Genomic DNA, 16,172 nt, shown 5'->3' on the forward strand with positions numbered 1-16,172 from the left:
CGACGTGGTTCGCCCTGATGGACAACTCAGCCACGACCTGCTCCCCGGAGAGAAGGGCCCCCAGGACGCGTGCGGCGTGTTCGGCGTGTGGGCCCCCGGCGAGGAGGTCGCGAAACTGGCCTACTACGGCCTCTACGCCCTGCAGCACCGCGGCCAGGAGTCGGCCGGCATCGCCGCGAGCGACGGCAACCGCATCGCCGTGTACAAGGACATGGGCCTCGTCTCGCAGGTCTTCGACGAGGCGACCCTCACCACCCTGACCGGCCACCTGGCCGTGGGCCACTGCCGGTACTCCACCACGGGCGGGTCCCACTGGGCCAACGCCCAGCCCACGCTGGGCGCCACCCCGCACGGGACCGTGGCGCTCGCGCACAACGGCAACCTCACCAACTCGGCGGAGCTCTACGAGAAGCTGATCGACAAGTCCGGGTTCCCCTCCCAGGGGGAGATGGCCCAGGGCAACACCACGGACACCGCGCTGGTCACCGCGCTGCTGGCCGAGCACCCGCACGGCTCCCTCGAGGACGCGGCCATGCACCTGCTCCCCCAGCTCGTGGGCTCCTTCTGCCTGGCGTTCATGGACGAGAACGCCCTCTACGCCGCCCGCGACCCGCAGGGCATCCGGCCGCTGGTCCTCGGCCGGCTCGAGCGCGGCTGGGTGGTGGCCTCCGAGACCGCGGCGCTGGACATCGTGGGCGCGTCCCTGGTCCGGGAGATCGAGCCCGGCGAGTTCGTGGTGATCGACGAGCACGGCCTGCGCTCCCAGCGCTTCGCCGAGACCCGCCGCGCCGCGTGCGTGTTCGAGTACGTCTACCTGGCCCGCCCGGACACCACCATCAACGGCCGCTCCGTGTACGAGTCCCGCGTGGAGATGGGCCGCCGGCTCGCCCGGGAGCACGGCATCGACGCGGACCTGGTCATGCCCACCCCGGAGTCCGGGACCCCCGCCGCCATCGGCTACGCCGAGGAGTCCGGCATCCCGTTCGGCAACGGTCTGGTCAAGAACGCCTATGTAGGACGAACGTTCATCCAGCCCTCGGACACCATCCGCCAGCTGGGCATCCGGCTCAAGCTCAACCCCCTCAAGTCGGTGGTGGCGGGCAAGCGGCTCGTGGTCATCGACGACTCGATCGTGCGCGGGAACACCCAGCGGGCCCTCATCCGGATGCTGCGGGAGGCCGGGGCCGCCGAGATCCACGTGCGGATCTCCTCCCCGCCCATCAAGTGGCCGTGCTTCTACGGCATCGACTTCGCCTCCCGCGCGGAGCTGATCGCCAACGGGCTCGGGGTCGAGGAGATCAGGGCGTCCCTGGGCGCCGACTCCCTCGGCTACATCTCCGAGGACGGGATGATCGCGGCCACCCTGCAGGAGCGCGGCGAGCTGTGCACCGCGTGCTTCTCCGGAACCTACCCCACCCGGCTGCCGGACGCCGACAAGCTGGGCAAGAACGTCTTCGAGGCCCGCACGCCCGTGGACTCCTCGCCCCGCCGCGCCCCGGGCGGATCCGCCGTGGCGCAGCGGCCGGAGCACGCCTCCGCCGTGTCCATCGACACCCGCCCCTCGGCCACGGACGGCCTCTCCCGCCGGCCCGCCGAGCGCACCAGCATCTCCGACGAGGACCCCGGCGTCCAGGAGACCTCCACCGGGTGCGACCCCGGGCCCGACGCCGACCTCGAGGACCTGATCCTGCCGGAGGACCGGGTCCCCGCCGCCCGCACGACCACGGGGCCCGCCGGGCCCGGATCCCAGCACGCCGCCCAGCCCGAGACCGCGAAGGACGCCTGACATGGCCCAGCCCCCCTCCTCCACGAACCGCACCGTCACCTACGCCAGCGCGGGCGTGGACGTCGAGGCGGGAGACCGCGCCGTCGAGCTCATGAAGAGCGCGGTCAAGGCCACGCACACCCCCAACGTGATCGGCGGGGTCGGCGGGTTCGCGGGACTGTTCGACGTCTCGGAGCTGCTCGCCTACCGCAAGCCCTACCTCGCCACCTCGACCGACGGCGTGGGCACCAAGGTGGCGATCGCCCAGACCCTCGACGTGCACGACACGATCGGCTTCGACCTCGTGGGCATGGTCGTGGACGACATCGTGGTGGTCGGCGCCAAGCCCCTGTTCATGACCGACTACATCGCCACGGGCCGCGTGGTGCCCGAGCGGATCGCGGACATCGTGCGCGGCATCGCCGCGGCCTGCGAGCAGGCCGGCACCGCCCTGGTCGGCGGCGAGACCGCCGAGCACCCGGGTCTGCTGGCCCCGGACGAGTACGACGTGGCGGGGGCCGCCACCGGTGTGGTCGAGGCCGACGAGCTGCTGGGCCCGGACCGCGTGCGCGCCGGCGACGTGGTCATCGGCATGGCCTCCTCCGGTCTGCACTCCAACGGGTACTCCCTGGTCCGCAAGGTCATCAACGTGGCCGGGTGGTCGCTGGACCGGCAGGTCTCGGAGCTCGGCCGCACCCTGGGCGAGGAGCTGCTGGAGCCCACCCGCGTCTACGCCGCCGACGTCCTCGACCTCGCCGCCGCCTTCCCCGTGAACGGCGCGGACCGGACCACGGGCCGCGGTGTCCGCGGCTTCAGCCACGTGACCGGCGGCGGCCTCGCCGCGAACCTCGCCCGGGTGCTCCCCGCCGGGCTCGAGGCCACGGTGGACCGCAGCACCTGGGAGCTGCCCGCGATCTTCCAGCTGATCAGCCAGCTCGGCAACGTCCCCCTCCCCGACCTCGAGCGGACCCTCAACCTCGGCGTGGGCATGGTCGCGATCGTCGACCCGTCGGCGGCCGACGCCGCCGTGGCCCACCTCACGGCCCGGGGCCTGCCCTCGTGGGTCATGGGCACCGTGGACGGGATCGACCCGGACGCCGACCACGGCGGGCCCGACTGGGTGCAGGGCGCCAAGGGCGTGGACGGCGGCGCGGTGCGCATGGTCAACGCCTACACGGGCTGATCCGGCCCGGAGAGCCCCGGAGGAACAGCGAACGCCCCGCCGGCCGGCGGGGCGTTCGCTGTTCGCGGGGACGCGAAGAAGGTGCTCGTCCTGGACGGGCACCTTGTTGCGTCGTGCGGTGGAGACGAGCGGAGTTCCCGGTGGCTACCGGCGGAAGTCCTCGTCGTAGTCGTCGGCGTACTTGTCGACGTAGGCCGAGTAGTCGTCCTCGTCCTCCTCGACGGTCTCCTGGACCGGCTCCCGCAGCGGGGGCATCTGCTCGCTGCCGCGCAGTTCCCGCTGGAGTGCCGTGAGGTCGGTCTGCGGGCTGAAGTACTTCATCTCCCGCGCCTGCCGTGTCGCCTTCGCCTTTTGACGGCCGCGCCCCATGGCGTGACCCCCTCTGTCTCTTGGTCCGGACGGCGGCACTCTGGCACAGAGTACGGCCCCGGAAATGTCGTATGAATGGTTCGTGAGACCAGGGTACATGGTTTGTCAGCCCGTTGCGCCCGGCCCGGGACCGGCGCGGTGGACTGTCGGCAACCTCACGGGAGGCGGGCGGAACGCGGCCCGGGAGCCCCGGCGGCGGGCCGTCGCCGGGTCTCCCGGACGGCGGCCCGCCGGCCGGCGGCGCGCCCCGCAGCTCAGTCCGCGGCGTGCGCCCGCTCGGACACGGCGGTGACGGTGAGCCCGTCCGCCACGACGTCGGCGTCGACGTCCACCCGGACCGCGTCCCCGTCCACGACCGCCCCGGAGAGGATCGCCCTGGCGAGCTTGTCCCCGATCTCCCGCTGCACGAGCCGGCGCAGCGGCCGGGCGCCGTAGGCCGGGTCGTAGCCGGTGAGGCCGAGCCACTCGGTGGCCGCGGGCGTGACCTCCAGGCGCAGGCGGCGCTGGCCCAGGCGCTCGGCGAGCTGGGCGACCTGGATGTCCACGATCTTCGACAGGTCGGACGTGGACAGCGGGTCGAACAGGATCACGTCGTCGAGCCGGTTCAGGAACTCGGGCTTGAAAGAGGCGTTGACCACGTTCATCACCGCCTGCTTCTTCGCCTCCGGCTCGATGGTCTGGTCCACCAGGAACTGGCTGCCCAGGTTGGAGGTGAGGATCAGGATCACGTTGCGGAAGTCCACCGTGCGTCCCTGCCCGTCGGTGAGCCGGCCGTCGTCGAGCACCTGCAGCAGGATGTCGAAGACGTCCGGGTGGGCCTTCTCGATCTCGTCCAGCAGGACCACCGAGTACGGGCGGCGCCGCACGGACTCGGTGAGCTGGCCGCCCTCCTCGTAGCCGACGTAGCCCGGAGGGGCGCCGACCAGCCGGGAGACCGTGTGCTTCTCCCCGTACTCGGACATGTCGATCCGCACCAGCGCGCGCTCGTCGTCGAACTGGAACTCCGCCAGGGACTTCGCGAGCTCGGTCTTGCCCACGCCGGTGGGACCCAGGAACAGGAAGGAGCCGATCGGCCGGTTCGGGTCGGAGATCCCGGCGCGCGAGCGGCGCACGGCGTCGGCGACGGCCTGCACGGCCCGGTGCTGGCCGATGAGCCGCTTCCCGAGCACCTCCTCCATGTGCAGCAGCTTCTCGGTCTCGCCCTGGAGCATGCGCCCGGCGGGGATGCCGGTCCAGGCCGAGATCACCTCGGCGACGTCGTCGGCCGTGACCTCCTCGGAGACCATGGTGTCGTGCGGGGCGGAGGTGTCCTCCTGCTCCTGGGCGGCGTCGAGCTCCTTCTGCAGCGCCGGGATCTCGCCGTAGAGCAGCCGGGAGGCCTCCGCGAGGTCGCCCTGGCGCTGGGCCATCTCCGCCTGCGAGCGCAGGTTGTCGATCCGCTCCTTGAGGTCGCCGACGCGGTTCAGGCCGGCCTTCTCGGCCTCCCACCGGGCGTTGAGGGCGTCCAGGTCCGCCTTCTTGTCGGCCAGCTCCTGGCGCAGCGCGGCGAGGCGCTCGACGGACGCGGGGTCGGTCTCGCGCTCCAGCGCGAGCTCCTCCATGGTCAGGCGGTCGACGGCGCGGCGCAGCTGGTCGATCTCCTCCGGCGCGGAGTCGATCTCCATGCGCAGCCGCGAGGCGGCCTCGTCGACCAGGTCGATGGCCTTGTCCGGCAGCTGCCGGCCCGGGATGTACCGGTTGGACAGCGTGGCCGCCGCGACGAGCGCGGCGTCCGCGATCTGCACCTTGTGGTGGGCCTCGTAGCGCTCCTTGAGCCCGCGCAGGATCGCCACGGTGTCCTCCACGGAGGGCTCGCCGACGTAGACCTGCTGGAAGCGGCGCTCCAGGGCGGCGTCCTTCTCGATGTTCTCGCGGTACTCGTCCAGGGTGGTCGCGCCGATCAGGCGCAGCTCGCCGCGGGCCAGCATGGGCTTGAGCATGTTCCCGGCGTCCATCGAGCCCTCGGCGGCGCCGGCGCCGACCACGGTGTGGATCTCGTCGATGAAGGTGACGATCTGCCCCTCCGAGTCCTTGATCTCCTCGAGCACGGCCTTGAGCCGCTCCTCGAACTCGCCGCGGTACTTGGCGCCGGCCACCATGGACCCGAGGTCCAGGGAGATCAGCGTCTTGCCGCGCAACGACTCGGGGACGTCCCCGGCGACCATGCGCTGGGCAAGGCCCTCGACGACGGCGGTCTTGCCGACGCCGGGCTCGCCGATCAGGACGGGGTTGTTCTTGGTGCGGCGGGACAGCACCTGCACCACGCGCCGGATCTCGGAGTCCCGCCCGATGACGGGGTCCAGCTTGCCCTCGCGGGCCATGGCGGTCAGGTCGGCGCCGAACTTCTCGAGCGCCTGGAAGGTGCCCTCGGGGTTGGGTGTGGTCACGCGGCGGTCTCCTCTCACGGACGGGACGGCGGTCCTCAGCTGCTCGGGTCCGGCGCCCGCGCCCCGCAGGATCTCCCCGGCCTTCCCCTCCTGCTGGGCAAGGCCGTACAGGAGGTGCTCGGTGGAGATGTACTCGTCGCCGAGGGACTGGGCGAACTGCTCCGCGGCCTGGATGACCTGCAGCGCGCCCCGATTGAACTGGGCCTGGGCCGTGGAGGAGCCGGACGCGGAGGGCAGGGCCTTGATGGCGGCGCTGGCCTGCGCGGAGACGGCGTCGACGTCGGCCCCGGTGGCCTTCAGGACGGCGACGGCCACGCCCTCCCGCTGGTCCATGAGGGCCTTGAGGAGGTGGGCGGGCTCGACCTGCGGATTGCCCGCGGTCGAGGCGTTGGTGGAGGCGGCGGAGAGCGCCTCCTGGGACTTGGTGGTGAACTTGGTCTCCACTGCGGCTCCTTGGCGAGGGACGTTCTGGAACGGATGGGGGACGAACCGGCCCGGCACCGCTCACCAGTGGATGCGGCCGGGCAGTTCAGCTAACTTGAGTCTAGCGCACTCAACTCCCGGGCAACAGGGGTCTGTGCCCGCTCGGCGCCGGCGACCCGCCGTGGTTCCGTAGAACAGCACGGACCCCCGCCGGGCGAGCCTCGCGAGGCGCTCGTCCAGCAGGGGTCCGTGCTGTGCTGTCCGCGGGGGACCGTCGCCCGGCTAGCCGGTGCTCCGGCCCGTCAGCCGGTCCCGGAGCCGGTCGACCATGCCGACGCCGGGCCCGACGGTCTTGTGGAACAGCTCCGAGTGCGGCGCGGAGGGGTGCGGCCGGGTCGGCGCCACCTTCTTGGCGTTCTGCACCTTCCGGCCCAGCTCCACGAGGTCCTCGGCCGGGATGTGCGCCCGCAGCTTCGGGAACTGGTCGGACTCCTCGTCCTCGATGTGGTGGCGCAGCTGCGACTGCATCTCGCGGATCAGCTCCATGAACGCCGGCTCGGAGGCGTCGACGCCCTCCACCTGCTTCATCACCCGGACGAGATCGTCGTGCTCCTTCTTGTCGTGCTCGACCTCCTCGGCGCCGCCGGGCAGGTGCTTCTCCATCACCGGGTAGACGTGCATCTCCTCCGCGACGGCGTGGCGCATGACCTCCGCGATCACGGTGTCGGCCAGGTCCCTGCGCCGGGCGGCGTCCGGGGAGCCCTCGATCTGGCCGAGCAGTTCGAGCATCTCCCGGTGGTCGGTGGTGAGGATGTCGATGACATCGGTGTCCGGACCCGCAGCGTGGGTGTCGGTCATGGGACGCGCCTCCTTGAAGTCGTGGTGCCCGGTTCCGTGGGCGGCATGACGAGGCCCTGGAACCCGAGCGCGACACATATCACACGGATGCCCGATTTGTCCAAGATCACAGGCCCGAACCGTTGGATGCCCTCGACATCCTCCGTAGCATCGAGGTTTCCACCCGTTCGGCCCGACGACGCGCCTTCCACCCGCACCCCCATGTTCCGCACGGAAGGATCCGCCATGTCCGCACCTCGCACTGCCGTGCTTCAGGTGATCAACGCCCCGGACCGCACCGGCACCCGCTTCGCCCTCTTCGCCCTCGCCCTCGGCGGCTTCGGCGTGGGCACCACCGAGTTCGCCTCGATGGGCCTGCTCCCCTTCATCGCCGAGGACCTCGACGCCTCGATCCCCTCCCTCGGGCACGCCATCTCCCTCTACGCCCTGGGCGTGGTCGTCGGCGCACCCCTCATCACGTCCCTGACCGCCCGGGTGGAGCGCAAGAGGCTCCTGCTCGGGCTGATGGCCGCCTTCACCGCCGGCAACGTCCTGTCCGCGGCCGCGCCGTCCCTCGAGTGGCTGTACGTGGCGCGCTTCCTCTCCGGCCTGCCCCACGGCGCCTACTTCGGGGTCGCCGCGGTGGTGGCCTCCTCCCTGGTGCCGCGCGAGCGGCGCGGCACCGCCGTGGCCCGCGTGGCGCTCGGCCTGACGGTCGCCAACATCGTGGGCGTCCCCCTGGCCGCCGTGCTCGGCGGGAGCCTGGGCTGGCGGGCCGGGTACGGGCTCGTGGTGGTCATCGGCCTGCTCACCGTCGCGGCCCTCGCCCTCTGGATCCCCCGCACCCGCAAGGGCGGCGGCGTCTCCGTGGCCCAGGAGGTCCGTGCCCTGGGCCGGCCCCAGGTGGCCCTGACCCTGCTGGCCGGGGCGGTCGGCTTCGGCGGCATGTTCGCGGTCTACACGTTCGTCTCCCCGATCCTGACCGAGCTCAGCGGCCTCGACATCTCCATGGTGCCGTGGGTGCTGGCCGTGTACGGCGTGGGCATGACCGCGGGCTCCCTGCTGGCGGGCCCGCTGCTGGACCGGTCCATCGAGAAGACCGCCCTGGGCGCGGGGGCCGTCTCCGGCGTGGCCCTGGCCTTCTTCGGCCTGTTCGCCCACTCCGCGGTCGCGGCCGTGCTCGGCGTGCTGTGGATCGGCGCCATGGGCGCCCTCTTCAGCACCGCGCTGCAGATGCGCCTGCTGCGCGAGGCCAAGGACGCCCCGTCCCTGACCGCCGCCATGAACCACGCGGCGTTCAACCTGGCCAACGCGATGGGCGCCTTCCTCGGCGGCGCCGTCATCACCGCCGGCTGGGGCTACCGCTCCCCCGCCTGGGTGGGCGTCGGCCTGGCCGTGGCCGGTCTGCTCATCCTGGGCTACGCGACCCGCCTGCACCGCACGGGGGGCGTCCCCGCCTCCTCGCCCGTGCGCACCGGGCCCTCCTGGGCCTACCAGGCCGTCTCCGACCTGTCCGTGCTCCTGCCGGAGCCGGCGCAGCTGCGCCCGGCCGTGGCGAACAGCGCCCGGATGACAGACTGGGTCGATCTGGGCCGGTGACCGGTGGCCGCCGGCGCCTCCTGCCTCCCGGGCGGGCGGCGCCGGCGGAGCCGCGTGGTCCCCGTGACCGGGACGGCCACCACCGGCCGCTCTTGTCCGCCCGCGGGCCAGGGGTCACGATGGGAGCGTCCGGACAGGAGGCGGCTCATGCGGATCGCACTCGTCGGCGATGTCATGCTCGGCCGGCTGGTCGACGAGCGGCTGCGCCACGAGGGCCCGGCCCATCCGTGGGGGGACGTCCTCCCCCTGCTCGCGCAGGCGGACCTGCGGTTCGCGAACCTCGAGTGCGTGCTCGCCGACGACGGCCCGCCCTGGCCCGGCAAGCGGTTCCACTTCCGCTCGGACCGCAAGAACGTCGCGAGCCTGGAGGCCGCCGGCGTCGACGTCGTCTCGCTGGCGAACAACCACGTGCTCGACCACGGCGTGGAGGCCATGCGGGAGATGCTCCCCCTGCTCGACGAGCACGGCATCCTGCACACCGGGGCGGGCCCGGACGCGGAGGCGGCACGACGCCCCGCGGTCTGCACCCGGGCCGGGACCGCGGTGGGCTTCCTCGCCTTCACGGACAACGAGCCGGGCTGGGCGGCGGGCCCCGCGTCCCCCGGCGTCCACCACGTGCCCGTCGACCTCGCCGACGACCGCGCGCGGGACCTCCTGCAGCTCGTCCGGCGGACCCGGGAGCGCACCGGCCTCCTCGTCGTCTCCGCCCACTGGGGATCCAACTGGGGCGCGCAGGTGCCGCCGGAGCACCGCGCGTTCGCCCACGCGCTGGTGGAGGCCGGGGCGGACGTGGTCTTCGGCCACTCCCCGCACGTCTTCCGCGGCGTCGAGGTGCACCGCGGCCGGCCGGTGGTCTACGGCGCCGGGGACTTCGTCGACGACTACGCCGTCCGTCCCGACGAGCGCAACGACCAGTCCTTCGTCTTCCTGCTCGACGTCCGGGACGGCCTGCCCCGCCGCCTGCGCCTGCACCCCACGGTGATCGAGGACCTCCGGGCGAGGACGGCCACCGCCGAGGCCCGGGGCATCGCACGGCGGATGGAGCGGCTCAGCGCCGCGCTCGGCACGCGGTGCACGTGGCGCGACGACGAGCAGTGCCTCGACGTCCCGCTGGACTGAGGCCCTCCCGCTGTCCCGCCGCGAGCGCGCGGAGGACCTGCGCCGAGCCCCTTCCCGCCCGGCCGGTGACCGGTCACCGCCTCCTGCGGGCCCCCGCCGGGGCGGTCCGTTCCCCGTCCGCGCCGCCCGGCGGTCCGCCGCGACCCTGACCCGACGTTAGAGTTGTCCCAGACTTCTCGGGGCCGTCAGGTCCCGGACGCGGCCCCGGCTCGACGCGAGCCGCCCGCACGACCTTGCTCCACCCCACGTTGAACCCACGATGAAAGCGGAATCCTTTGACCATTTCCTCCCGCAAGCTCAAGTCCCCGCCCCCGCTGCCCTCCGGGGGCCTGCGGATCACCCCGCTGGGCGGTCTGGGCGAGATCGGACGCAACATGACCGTCTTCGAGCACGCCGGCAAGCTGCTCGTCGTCGACTGCGGCGTGCTGTTCCCCGAGGAGCACCAGCCGGGCATCGACGTGATCCTGCCCGACTTCACCTCCATCCGGCACCGGTTGGGCGACATCGTCGGCATCGTGCTCACCCACGGCCACGAGGACCACATCGGGGGCGTGCCGTACCTGCTCAAGGAGCGCCCGGACATCCCGGTCATCGGCTCCGAGCTGACCCTGGCGTTCATCACGTCCAAGCTCAAGGAGCACCGGATCACCCCGAAGGCGGTCCACGTCGAGGCCGGGGACACCCACAAGGCGGGCCCGTTCGAGTGCGAGTTCGTCGCGGTCAACCACTCGATCCCGGACAGCCTGGCCGTGGCGATCCGCACGGACGCCGGGCTGGTGCTGCACACCGGGGACTTCCGGATGGACCAGTTCCCGCTGGACGACCGGATCACCGACCTGCGCCACTTCGCCCGCCTGGGCGACGAGGGCGTGGACCTGTTCCTCACCGACTCCACCAACGCCGAGGTCCCCGGTTTCACCACCTCGGAGCAGGAGCTGACGCCGGCGATCAACCAGGTCTTCGCCACCGCCCCGAAGCGGATCATCGTCTCCAGCTTCGCCAGCCACGTCCACCGGATCCAGCAGGTCCTCGACGCCGCCCACGCCCACGGGCGCAAGGTCGCCTTCGTGGGCCGGTCCATGGTCAAGAACATGGGCATCGCCCGGGACCTGGGCTACCTGAAGATCCCGCGCGGGCTGGTGGTCGACTTCAAGAAGCTCCAGTCCATGCCGGACGCCAAGGTCACCCTGGTGTGCACCGGGTCCCAGGGCGAGCCCCTGGCCGCGCTCTCGCGCATGGCCAACGAGACGCACCAGATCCAGCTCAACGCCGGGGACACGGTGCTCATGGCGAGCTCGCTGATCCCGGGCAACGAGAACGCGATCTACGGCATCATCAACAAGCTCACCGACCTCGGGGTGAAGGTCGTGCACAAGGGCAACGCCAAGGTCCACGTCTCCGGCCACGCCTCGGCCGGGGAGCTGGTCTACTGCTACAACATCGTCAAGCCCACCCACGTGCTGCCCGTGCACGGGGAGTCCAAGCACCTGCACGCCAACGCCGAGCTGGCGGTCCGCACCGGTGTCGACCCGGAGAACGTGCTGATCGGCCGGGACGGCACCGTCATCGACCTCGTCGACGGCCGGGCGCGGATCTCCGGGCAGGTGGAGGCCGGTCTGGTCTACGTCGACGGCCACACCGTGGGCAAGGTCACCGAGGAGACCCTGGTGGAGCGCCGGCTGCTGCAGGAGGGCGGAGTGGTCACGGTCGTGGCCATCGTCGACGCCGACACCAACGCGCTCGCCGAGCCGCTGGAGTTCCTGGCGAAGGGCTTCGTCCACGACGAGCACGTCTTCGACGGGGCCGCCGACAAGGTGAAGAACGCCCTGGCGCGCCCGGCCACGTCCAAGGTCGCCGACCTGGAGAAGCTCGAGTCGATCATCGCCGAGACCGTCTCCCGCCACCTCGAGCGCGCCTACCGGCGGGCCCCGCTGGTGACGGTCGTCGTCGTCGACGCCTGAGCCGCACGACCGCCCGGTCCCGGCCCCGGGGCCGGGACCGGGCGGTTGGTAGACTCGGGGTCCCCTGATTCCTGGAGGTCGTTCGATGCCGCAGCGCGTCCGCGGAGGCACCATGCAGATCGGCGAGCTCGCCGATCGGACCGAGCTGTCCCTGCGCACCATCCGCCACTACGACGAGGTGGGCCTGCTGCCGGCCTCGCGCACCGAGGGCGGGTTCCGCGTGTACACGGAGCGGGACGTGGAACGGCTCACCCACATCAAGCGGATGAAGCCGCTCGGCTTCTCCCTGGAGGAGATGGCCGAGCTGCTCGAGCTGCTCGGCGCCGACGAGCCCGCAGAGGCCCGGCTCGCCGACTACCTCGAGCGGGCCCACCCCGAGCGGGACCGGCTGGCCAGGAAGCTGGCCCAGGCGGACGAGTTCATCGCGATGCTGGAGCAGCGGCTCCGGCGATGACCGAGCGCTCGACGAGCTGCGCCGCCGAGCCCGTGGCGGCCCTCCGCAGCCCGTCCCCGCGGACCGTCCACCGCCCGGATCTGCAGGGTCTGCGCGGGGTGGCCGTGCTGCTGGTGGTGGTCTTCCACGTGTGGACCGAGAAAATCTCCGGCGGGGTGGACGTGTTCTTCGTGCTCTCCGCGTTCCTGCTCACCGGCTCCTTCGCCCGCCGGATCGAGCACGGCCGGCCCCTGGCACTGCCCGCCTACTGGGCCCGGACCTTCGCCCGGCTGCTGGGCCCGGTGGCGGTGCTGCTGCTGGCCGTGCTCGCCGCGGTGTTCCTCTGGTTCCCGCCCAGCCGGTGGGCCGAGCTGCTGGCCCAGGCCTGGGGGTCGCTGTTCTACGTCGTGAACTGGGTGCTGGCGGACCAGGCCGTGGACTACTACGCCGGCAACTCCGCGGCCACGACCCCGCTGCAGCACATGTGGTCGCTGTCGGTGCAGGGCCAGGTGTTCCTGCTCTGGCCGCTGCTGCTGGCCGGGGCCGCCGTGACGGCCCGGCGGACCGGGACCAGGTTCCGCCCGGTGGCCTGGGTCGTGTTCGCCGCCGTGTTCGCCGGCTCCCTGGCCTGGTCGGTGGTGGCCACTGCGGCCGGGCCCGAGGCGGCCTACTTCAGCACCCTGACCCGGCTGTGGGAGTTCGCCCTGGGCTCCATGGCAGCCCTGGCCCTGGCCGGCTCCGGCACCTCGGGCACGGCCTCCCGGCGCCGGAGCGCCCCGGCCCGGGTGACCGGGGTGGTCCTGGGCTGGGCCGGGCTGGCCGCGATCCTGGCCACCCCCTTCCTCATCGGCCCTGACACCCGCTTCCCCGGCACCGTCGCCCTGGCCCCCACCCTGGGGGCGGCGGCGATCCTGCTCGGCGGTGCCCTGGCACCCGACGCCCGGACCGGCGCTGCCCCGCTCCTGTCGGCGCGTCCGCTGCAGTGGTTCGGGGACCGGGCCTACGGGATCTACCTGTGGCACTGGCCGCTGCTGATCACCTATCTGCTGCTCACGGCCAGGGACACCGTGCCGGTGCCGGCCGGGCTCGGGATCCTGGCCGCCTCGGTGGTCCTCACCCGGGTCACCGCGCTGCTGCTGACCGGCTGGCGCGCCCTGCCCGGGATCCGGGCTCGCAGCGGGATCCGGCTGATCGCCACCGCCCTGCTCGTGGCGGTACCGCTCACCGGCGCTCACCAGTACACGGTGCTGCGCGACCCCACCGCCGGGGTGGAGCGCACCGCGCAGAACTACCCCGGTGCCGCGGTGCTGCGCGGGGAGGCGAGCGAGGTCCCGGACGTGCCGATCATCCCCACCGAGGACGAGCGCGACCAGGAGTGGGGCGACACCGGGGACCCCTGTCCCCCCGAGCGGACCCCGGCGGGCATCGCCGAGCTGGGCGAGTGCAGGATCATCGCCCCCGACCCGGAGCCCGCCGGTGGCACCGATACCGACGCCGGCGGCACCGATCCGGGCGGCACCGACCCCGGTCTGACCCTGGTGGTCCTCGGGGACTCCCACGCCCGGCAGCTGCTCACGCCGATCCACCGGGTCGCCGACGCCCAGGGCTGGACGGTGGTCTCCTATCTGCGCAACGCCTGCCGCTACACGAGCGAGTCGGAGAACTACCAGGCCGAGTGCAACGACTTCAACACCGCGGCCCGGGAGGCGGTCCTGGAGACCGAGCCCGACGCGGTGCTGACCATCGGCACCCTCAGCCTGCCCGAGGCCCCGCACGAGAAGCTCGTCGAGGGCTACGAGGCCGGTGTGCAACCGTTCCTGGACGCCGGCATCCCGGTGCTGGCCTTCCGCGACAACCCGCGCTTCCCCTACGACATGTTCGAGTGCGTGGAGACCTACGGGCCCGACCGCGACCGCTGCAACGTCCCCCGCTCCGAGTCGCTGCTCCCCGTCAACCCGCTGGAGGAGCTGGCCGCCCGGCACGAGGACCTGCACAGCATCGACCTCACCGACCGGCTGTGCACCGGGACCACCTGCCCCGGGGTGGTCGGCAACATCATGGTCTACCGCGACCTCGACCACGTCACCTCCAGCTACGGCGAGACGCTGGTGCCCGACGTCGAGGAGCGCCTGCTGGCCGCCCTCGACCGGACGTGAGCCACCTCTCCCCCGCCCCGCGGCCGAGGACCCTACCCTCACGTTAGGATAGGGTGACGACGCGGTCCCCGCCGGAGCGCCTCCGCACCCGGACGCCGCACCGCCCGCGCAACGCCGTGTCCACCCGCATGCGCAGCACCCGGGACGACCCCAGCCCTTCCGCCCAGCCCTCCCCCGCCCTCCTCCCCTGCGAACGGAGCCTCCTTGGCCACCACGACAGCCGGCCCCGCGGCCGACCTCACGCCCGAGCAGCGCCAGTCGGTGCGCCTGACCCTCCGGTCCCCCCGCCACCTCAAGACCGAGGTCCTGGCCGGACTCGTGGTGGCCCTGGCGCTCATCCCCGAGGCGATCGCCTTCTCGATCATCGCCGGGGTGGACCCCCGCCTGGGCCTGTTCGCGTCCTTCACCATGGCCGTGACCACCGCCGTGCTGGGCGGCCGGCCCGCGATGATCTCCGCGGCCACCGGCGCGGTGGCGCTGGTGATCGCCCCGCTGGTGGCCTCCCACGGCATCGACTACTTCATCGCCGCGGTGATCCTGGCCGGGGTCTTCCAGGTGGTCCTGGCCCTGATCGGCGCGGCGCGGCTGATGCGCTTCATCCCGCGCTCGGTCATGGTGGGCTTCGTCAACGCCCTGGCCATCCTGATCTTCAGCTCCCAGATCCCCGAGCTGATCGGGGTGCCCTGGGCCGTCTACCCGCTGACGGCCCTGGGCCTGGCCATCGTGTTCCTGTTCCCCCGGCTGACCGGCGCGGTCCCCGCCCCGCTGGTGGCCATCGTGGTGATCACCGCGATCGTGGTGCCGATGGGCATGGACGTGCCGAGCGTCGGAGACAAGGGCGAGCTGCCCGAGTCCCTGCCGTCGCTGTTCTTCCCCGACGTCCCGCTGGACCTGGAGACCTTCCGGATCATCGCCCCGTTCGCCCTGACCATGGCGCTGGTGGGCCTGCTCGAGTCGCTGATGACGGCCAAGCTCGTCGACGACATCACCGACACGCGCTCGAACAAGACCCGAGAGTCCTGGGCGCAGGGCGCGGCCAACATCGTGACCGGCCTCTTCGGCGGGATGGGCGGGTGCGCGATGATCGGCCAGACGATGATCAACGTGCGCGCCTCGGGGGCCCGCACCCGCATCTCCACCTTCCTGGCCGGGATCTTCCTGCTGCTCCTCGTCGTGACCCTCGGCGAGGTCGTGGCGGTCATCCCGATGGCGGCCCTGGTGGCCATCATGATCTTCGTGTCCTGGGCGACGTTCGACTGGCACTCGGTCCGCCCCTCGACCCTGGCGCGGATGCCCCTCCCGGAGACCCTGGTGATGCTCTCCACCGTGGCCGTGACCGTGTGGACGCACAACCTCGCCCTCGGCGTGATCGTGGGGGTGCTCGTGGCGATGGTCGCCTTCGCCCGCCGGGTGGCCCACTTCGTCACCGTCGACCGTGCGCTCGAGCGGCGCGACGGCCGGGAGACGGCGGTCTACACCGTGCACGGGGAGCTGTTCTTCGCCTCCTCCAACGATCTCTACACGATGTTCGACTACGCCGGGGATCCCCAGCGGATCGTCATCGACTTCTCCGACTCCCATCTCTGGGACGCCTCCACCGTCGCCGCCCTGGACTCCGTGACGGACAAGTACGCCCACTACGGCAAGGACGTGGCGATCGTCGGGCTCAACCAGGCCAGCCGCCGGATGCGGGTGCGCCTGGGCGGAATGCTCAACTCCGAGCACTGACCCGGCGCACCGGCCCGGCGCACCCGCCCGGCGCCGCGGCACGGCGCCCGAGCACACTCTTCCGGGCTGTGCATTTGCGATCACAACCCTTTGTGTCTGCATGTGAACTGGGTCACACGGAGGGGTCTTGCCGTACGCCGCGGGATCGAGCATTGTTGCTTCTCACCAGGGGA

The 16,172-nt window shown here is 72.3% G+C and carries 11 protein-coding genes; 8 read left to right on the top strand and 3 right to left on the bottom strand.

What is annotated here, in order from left to right:
* The first annotated feature begins 4 nt into the window (after positions 1-4).
* Positions 5-1,786, top strand: coding sequence for an amidophosphoribosyltransferase (gene purF, locus RF644_RS00195; RefSeq protein WP_368794899.1), 1,782 nt, complete (start codon positions 5-7; stop codon positions 1,784-1,786).
* Between the two features lies 1 nt (position 1,787).
* Complete coding sequence (gene purM / locus RF644_RS00200) at positions 1,788-2,948, top strand: phosphoribosylformylglycinamidine cyclo-ligase (RefSeq protein ID WP_126350356.1); 1,161 nt, start codon at positions 1,788-1,790, stop codon at positions 2,946-2,948.
* Between the two features lie 144 nt (positions 2,949-3,092).
* Here the strand turns inward: purM and RF644_RS00205 are convergent, their stop codons facing one another.
* The 3 genes from RF644_RS00205 to RF644_RS00215 all read right to left on the bottom strand — a co-directional run bounded on the left by RF644_RS00205 (position 3,093) and on the right by RF644_RS00215 (position 7,024).
* A complete protein-coding gene (locus RF644_RS00205; RefSeq protein ID WP_031282554.1) occupies positions 3,093-3,317 on the bottom strand; it encodes a DUF3073 domain-containing protein in 225 nt (74 codons plus the stop codon).
* Positions 3,318-3,571: 254 nt separating this feature from the next.
* Positions 3,572-6,187 carry an ATP-dependent chaperone ClpB gene (clpB, locus tag RF644_RS00210; protein WP_368794900.1) on the bottom strand — a complete coding sequence of 872 codons (2,616 nt, stop codon included), beginning with the start codon at positions 6,185-6,187 and terminating at the stop codon, positions 3,572-3,574.
* A 261-nt stretch (positions 6,188-6,448) separates the two neighbouring features.
* Positions 6,449-7,024: a hemerythrin domain-containing protein gene (locus tag RF644_RS00215; protein ID WP_095650387.1), complete on the bottom strand. Its 576-nt coding sequence runs from the start codon at positions 7,022-7,024 to the stop codon at positions 6,449-6,451.
* A gap of 225 nt (positions 7,025-7,249) precedes the next feature.
* Here RF644_RS00215 and RF644_RS00220 point away from each other — a divergent pair, with 225 nt between their 5' ends.
* The 6 genes from RF644_RS00220 (at position 7,250) to RF644_RS00245 (ending at position 15,999) form a co-directional block, all read left to right on the top strand.
* On the top strand, positions 7,250-8,602 hold the full coding sequence (locus RF644_RS00220; RefSeq protein ID WP_368794901.1) for an MFS transporter: 1,353 nt from the start codon (positions 7,250-7,252) through the stop codon (positions 8,600-8,602).
* A gap of 147 nt (positions 8,603-8,749) precedes the next feature.
* Complete coding sequence (locus tag RF644_RS00225; protein WP_368794902.1) at positions 8,750-9,721, top strand: CapA family protein; 972 nt, start codon at positions 8,750-8,752, stop codon at positions 9,719-9,721.
* A 275-nt stretch (positions 9,722-9,996) separates the two neighbouring features.
* Complete coding sequence (locus tag RF644_RS00230) at positions 9,997-11,682, top strand: ribonuclease J (protein WP_095650384.1); 1,686 nt, start codon at positions 9,997-9,999, stop codon at positions 11,680-11,682.
* 85 nt (positions 11,683-11,767) lie between these two features.
* Positions 11,768-12,136, top strand: coding sequence for a MerR family transcriptional regulator (locus RF644_RS00235; RefSeq protein ID WP_017832581.1), 369 nt, complete (start codon positions 11,768-11,770; stop codon positions 12,134-12,136).
* Positions 12,133-14,271 carry an acyltransferase family protein gene (locus RF644_RS00240; protein ID WP_368794903.1) on the top strand — a complete coding sequence of 713 codons (2,139 nt, stop codon included), beginning with the start codon at positions 12,133-12,135 and terminating at the stop codon, positions 14,269-14,271. Before RF644_RS00235 ends, RF644_RS00240 begins: the two co-directional genes overlap by 4 nt.
* Positions 14,272-14,475: 204 nt before the next feature.
* A complete protein-coding gene (locus RF644_RS00245) occupies positions 14,476-15,999 on the top strand; it encodes a SulP family inorganic anion transporter (RefSeq protein ID WP_368794904.1) in 1,524 nt (507 codons plus the stop codon).
* Positions 16,000-16,172: the final 173 nt, after the last annotated feature.

The organism is Kocuria sp. CPCC 205258 (assembly GCF_040981005.1).
GTDB classification, from domain to species: Bacteria; Actinomycetota; Actinomycetes; order Actinomycetales; family Micrococcaceae; genus Kocuria; species Kocuria rosea.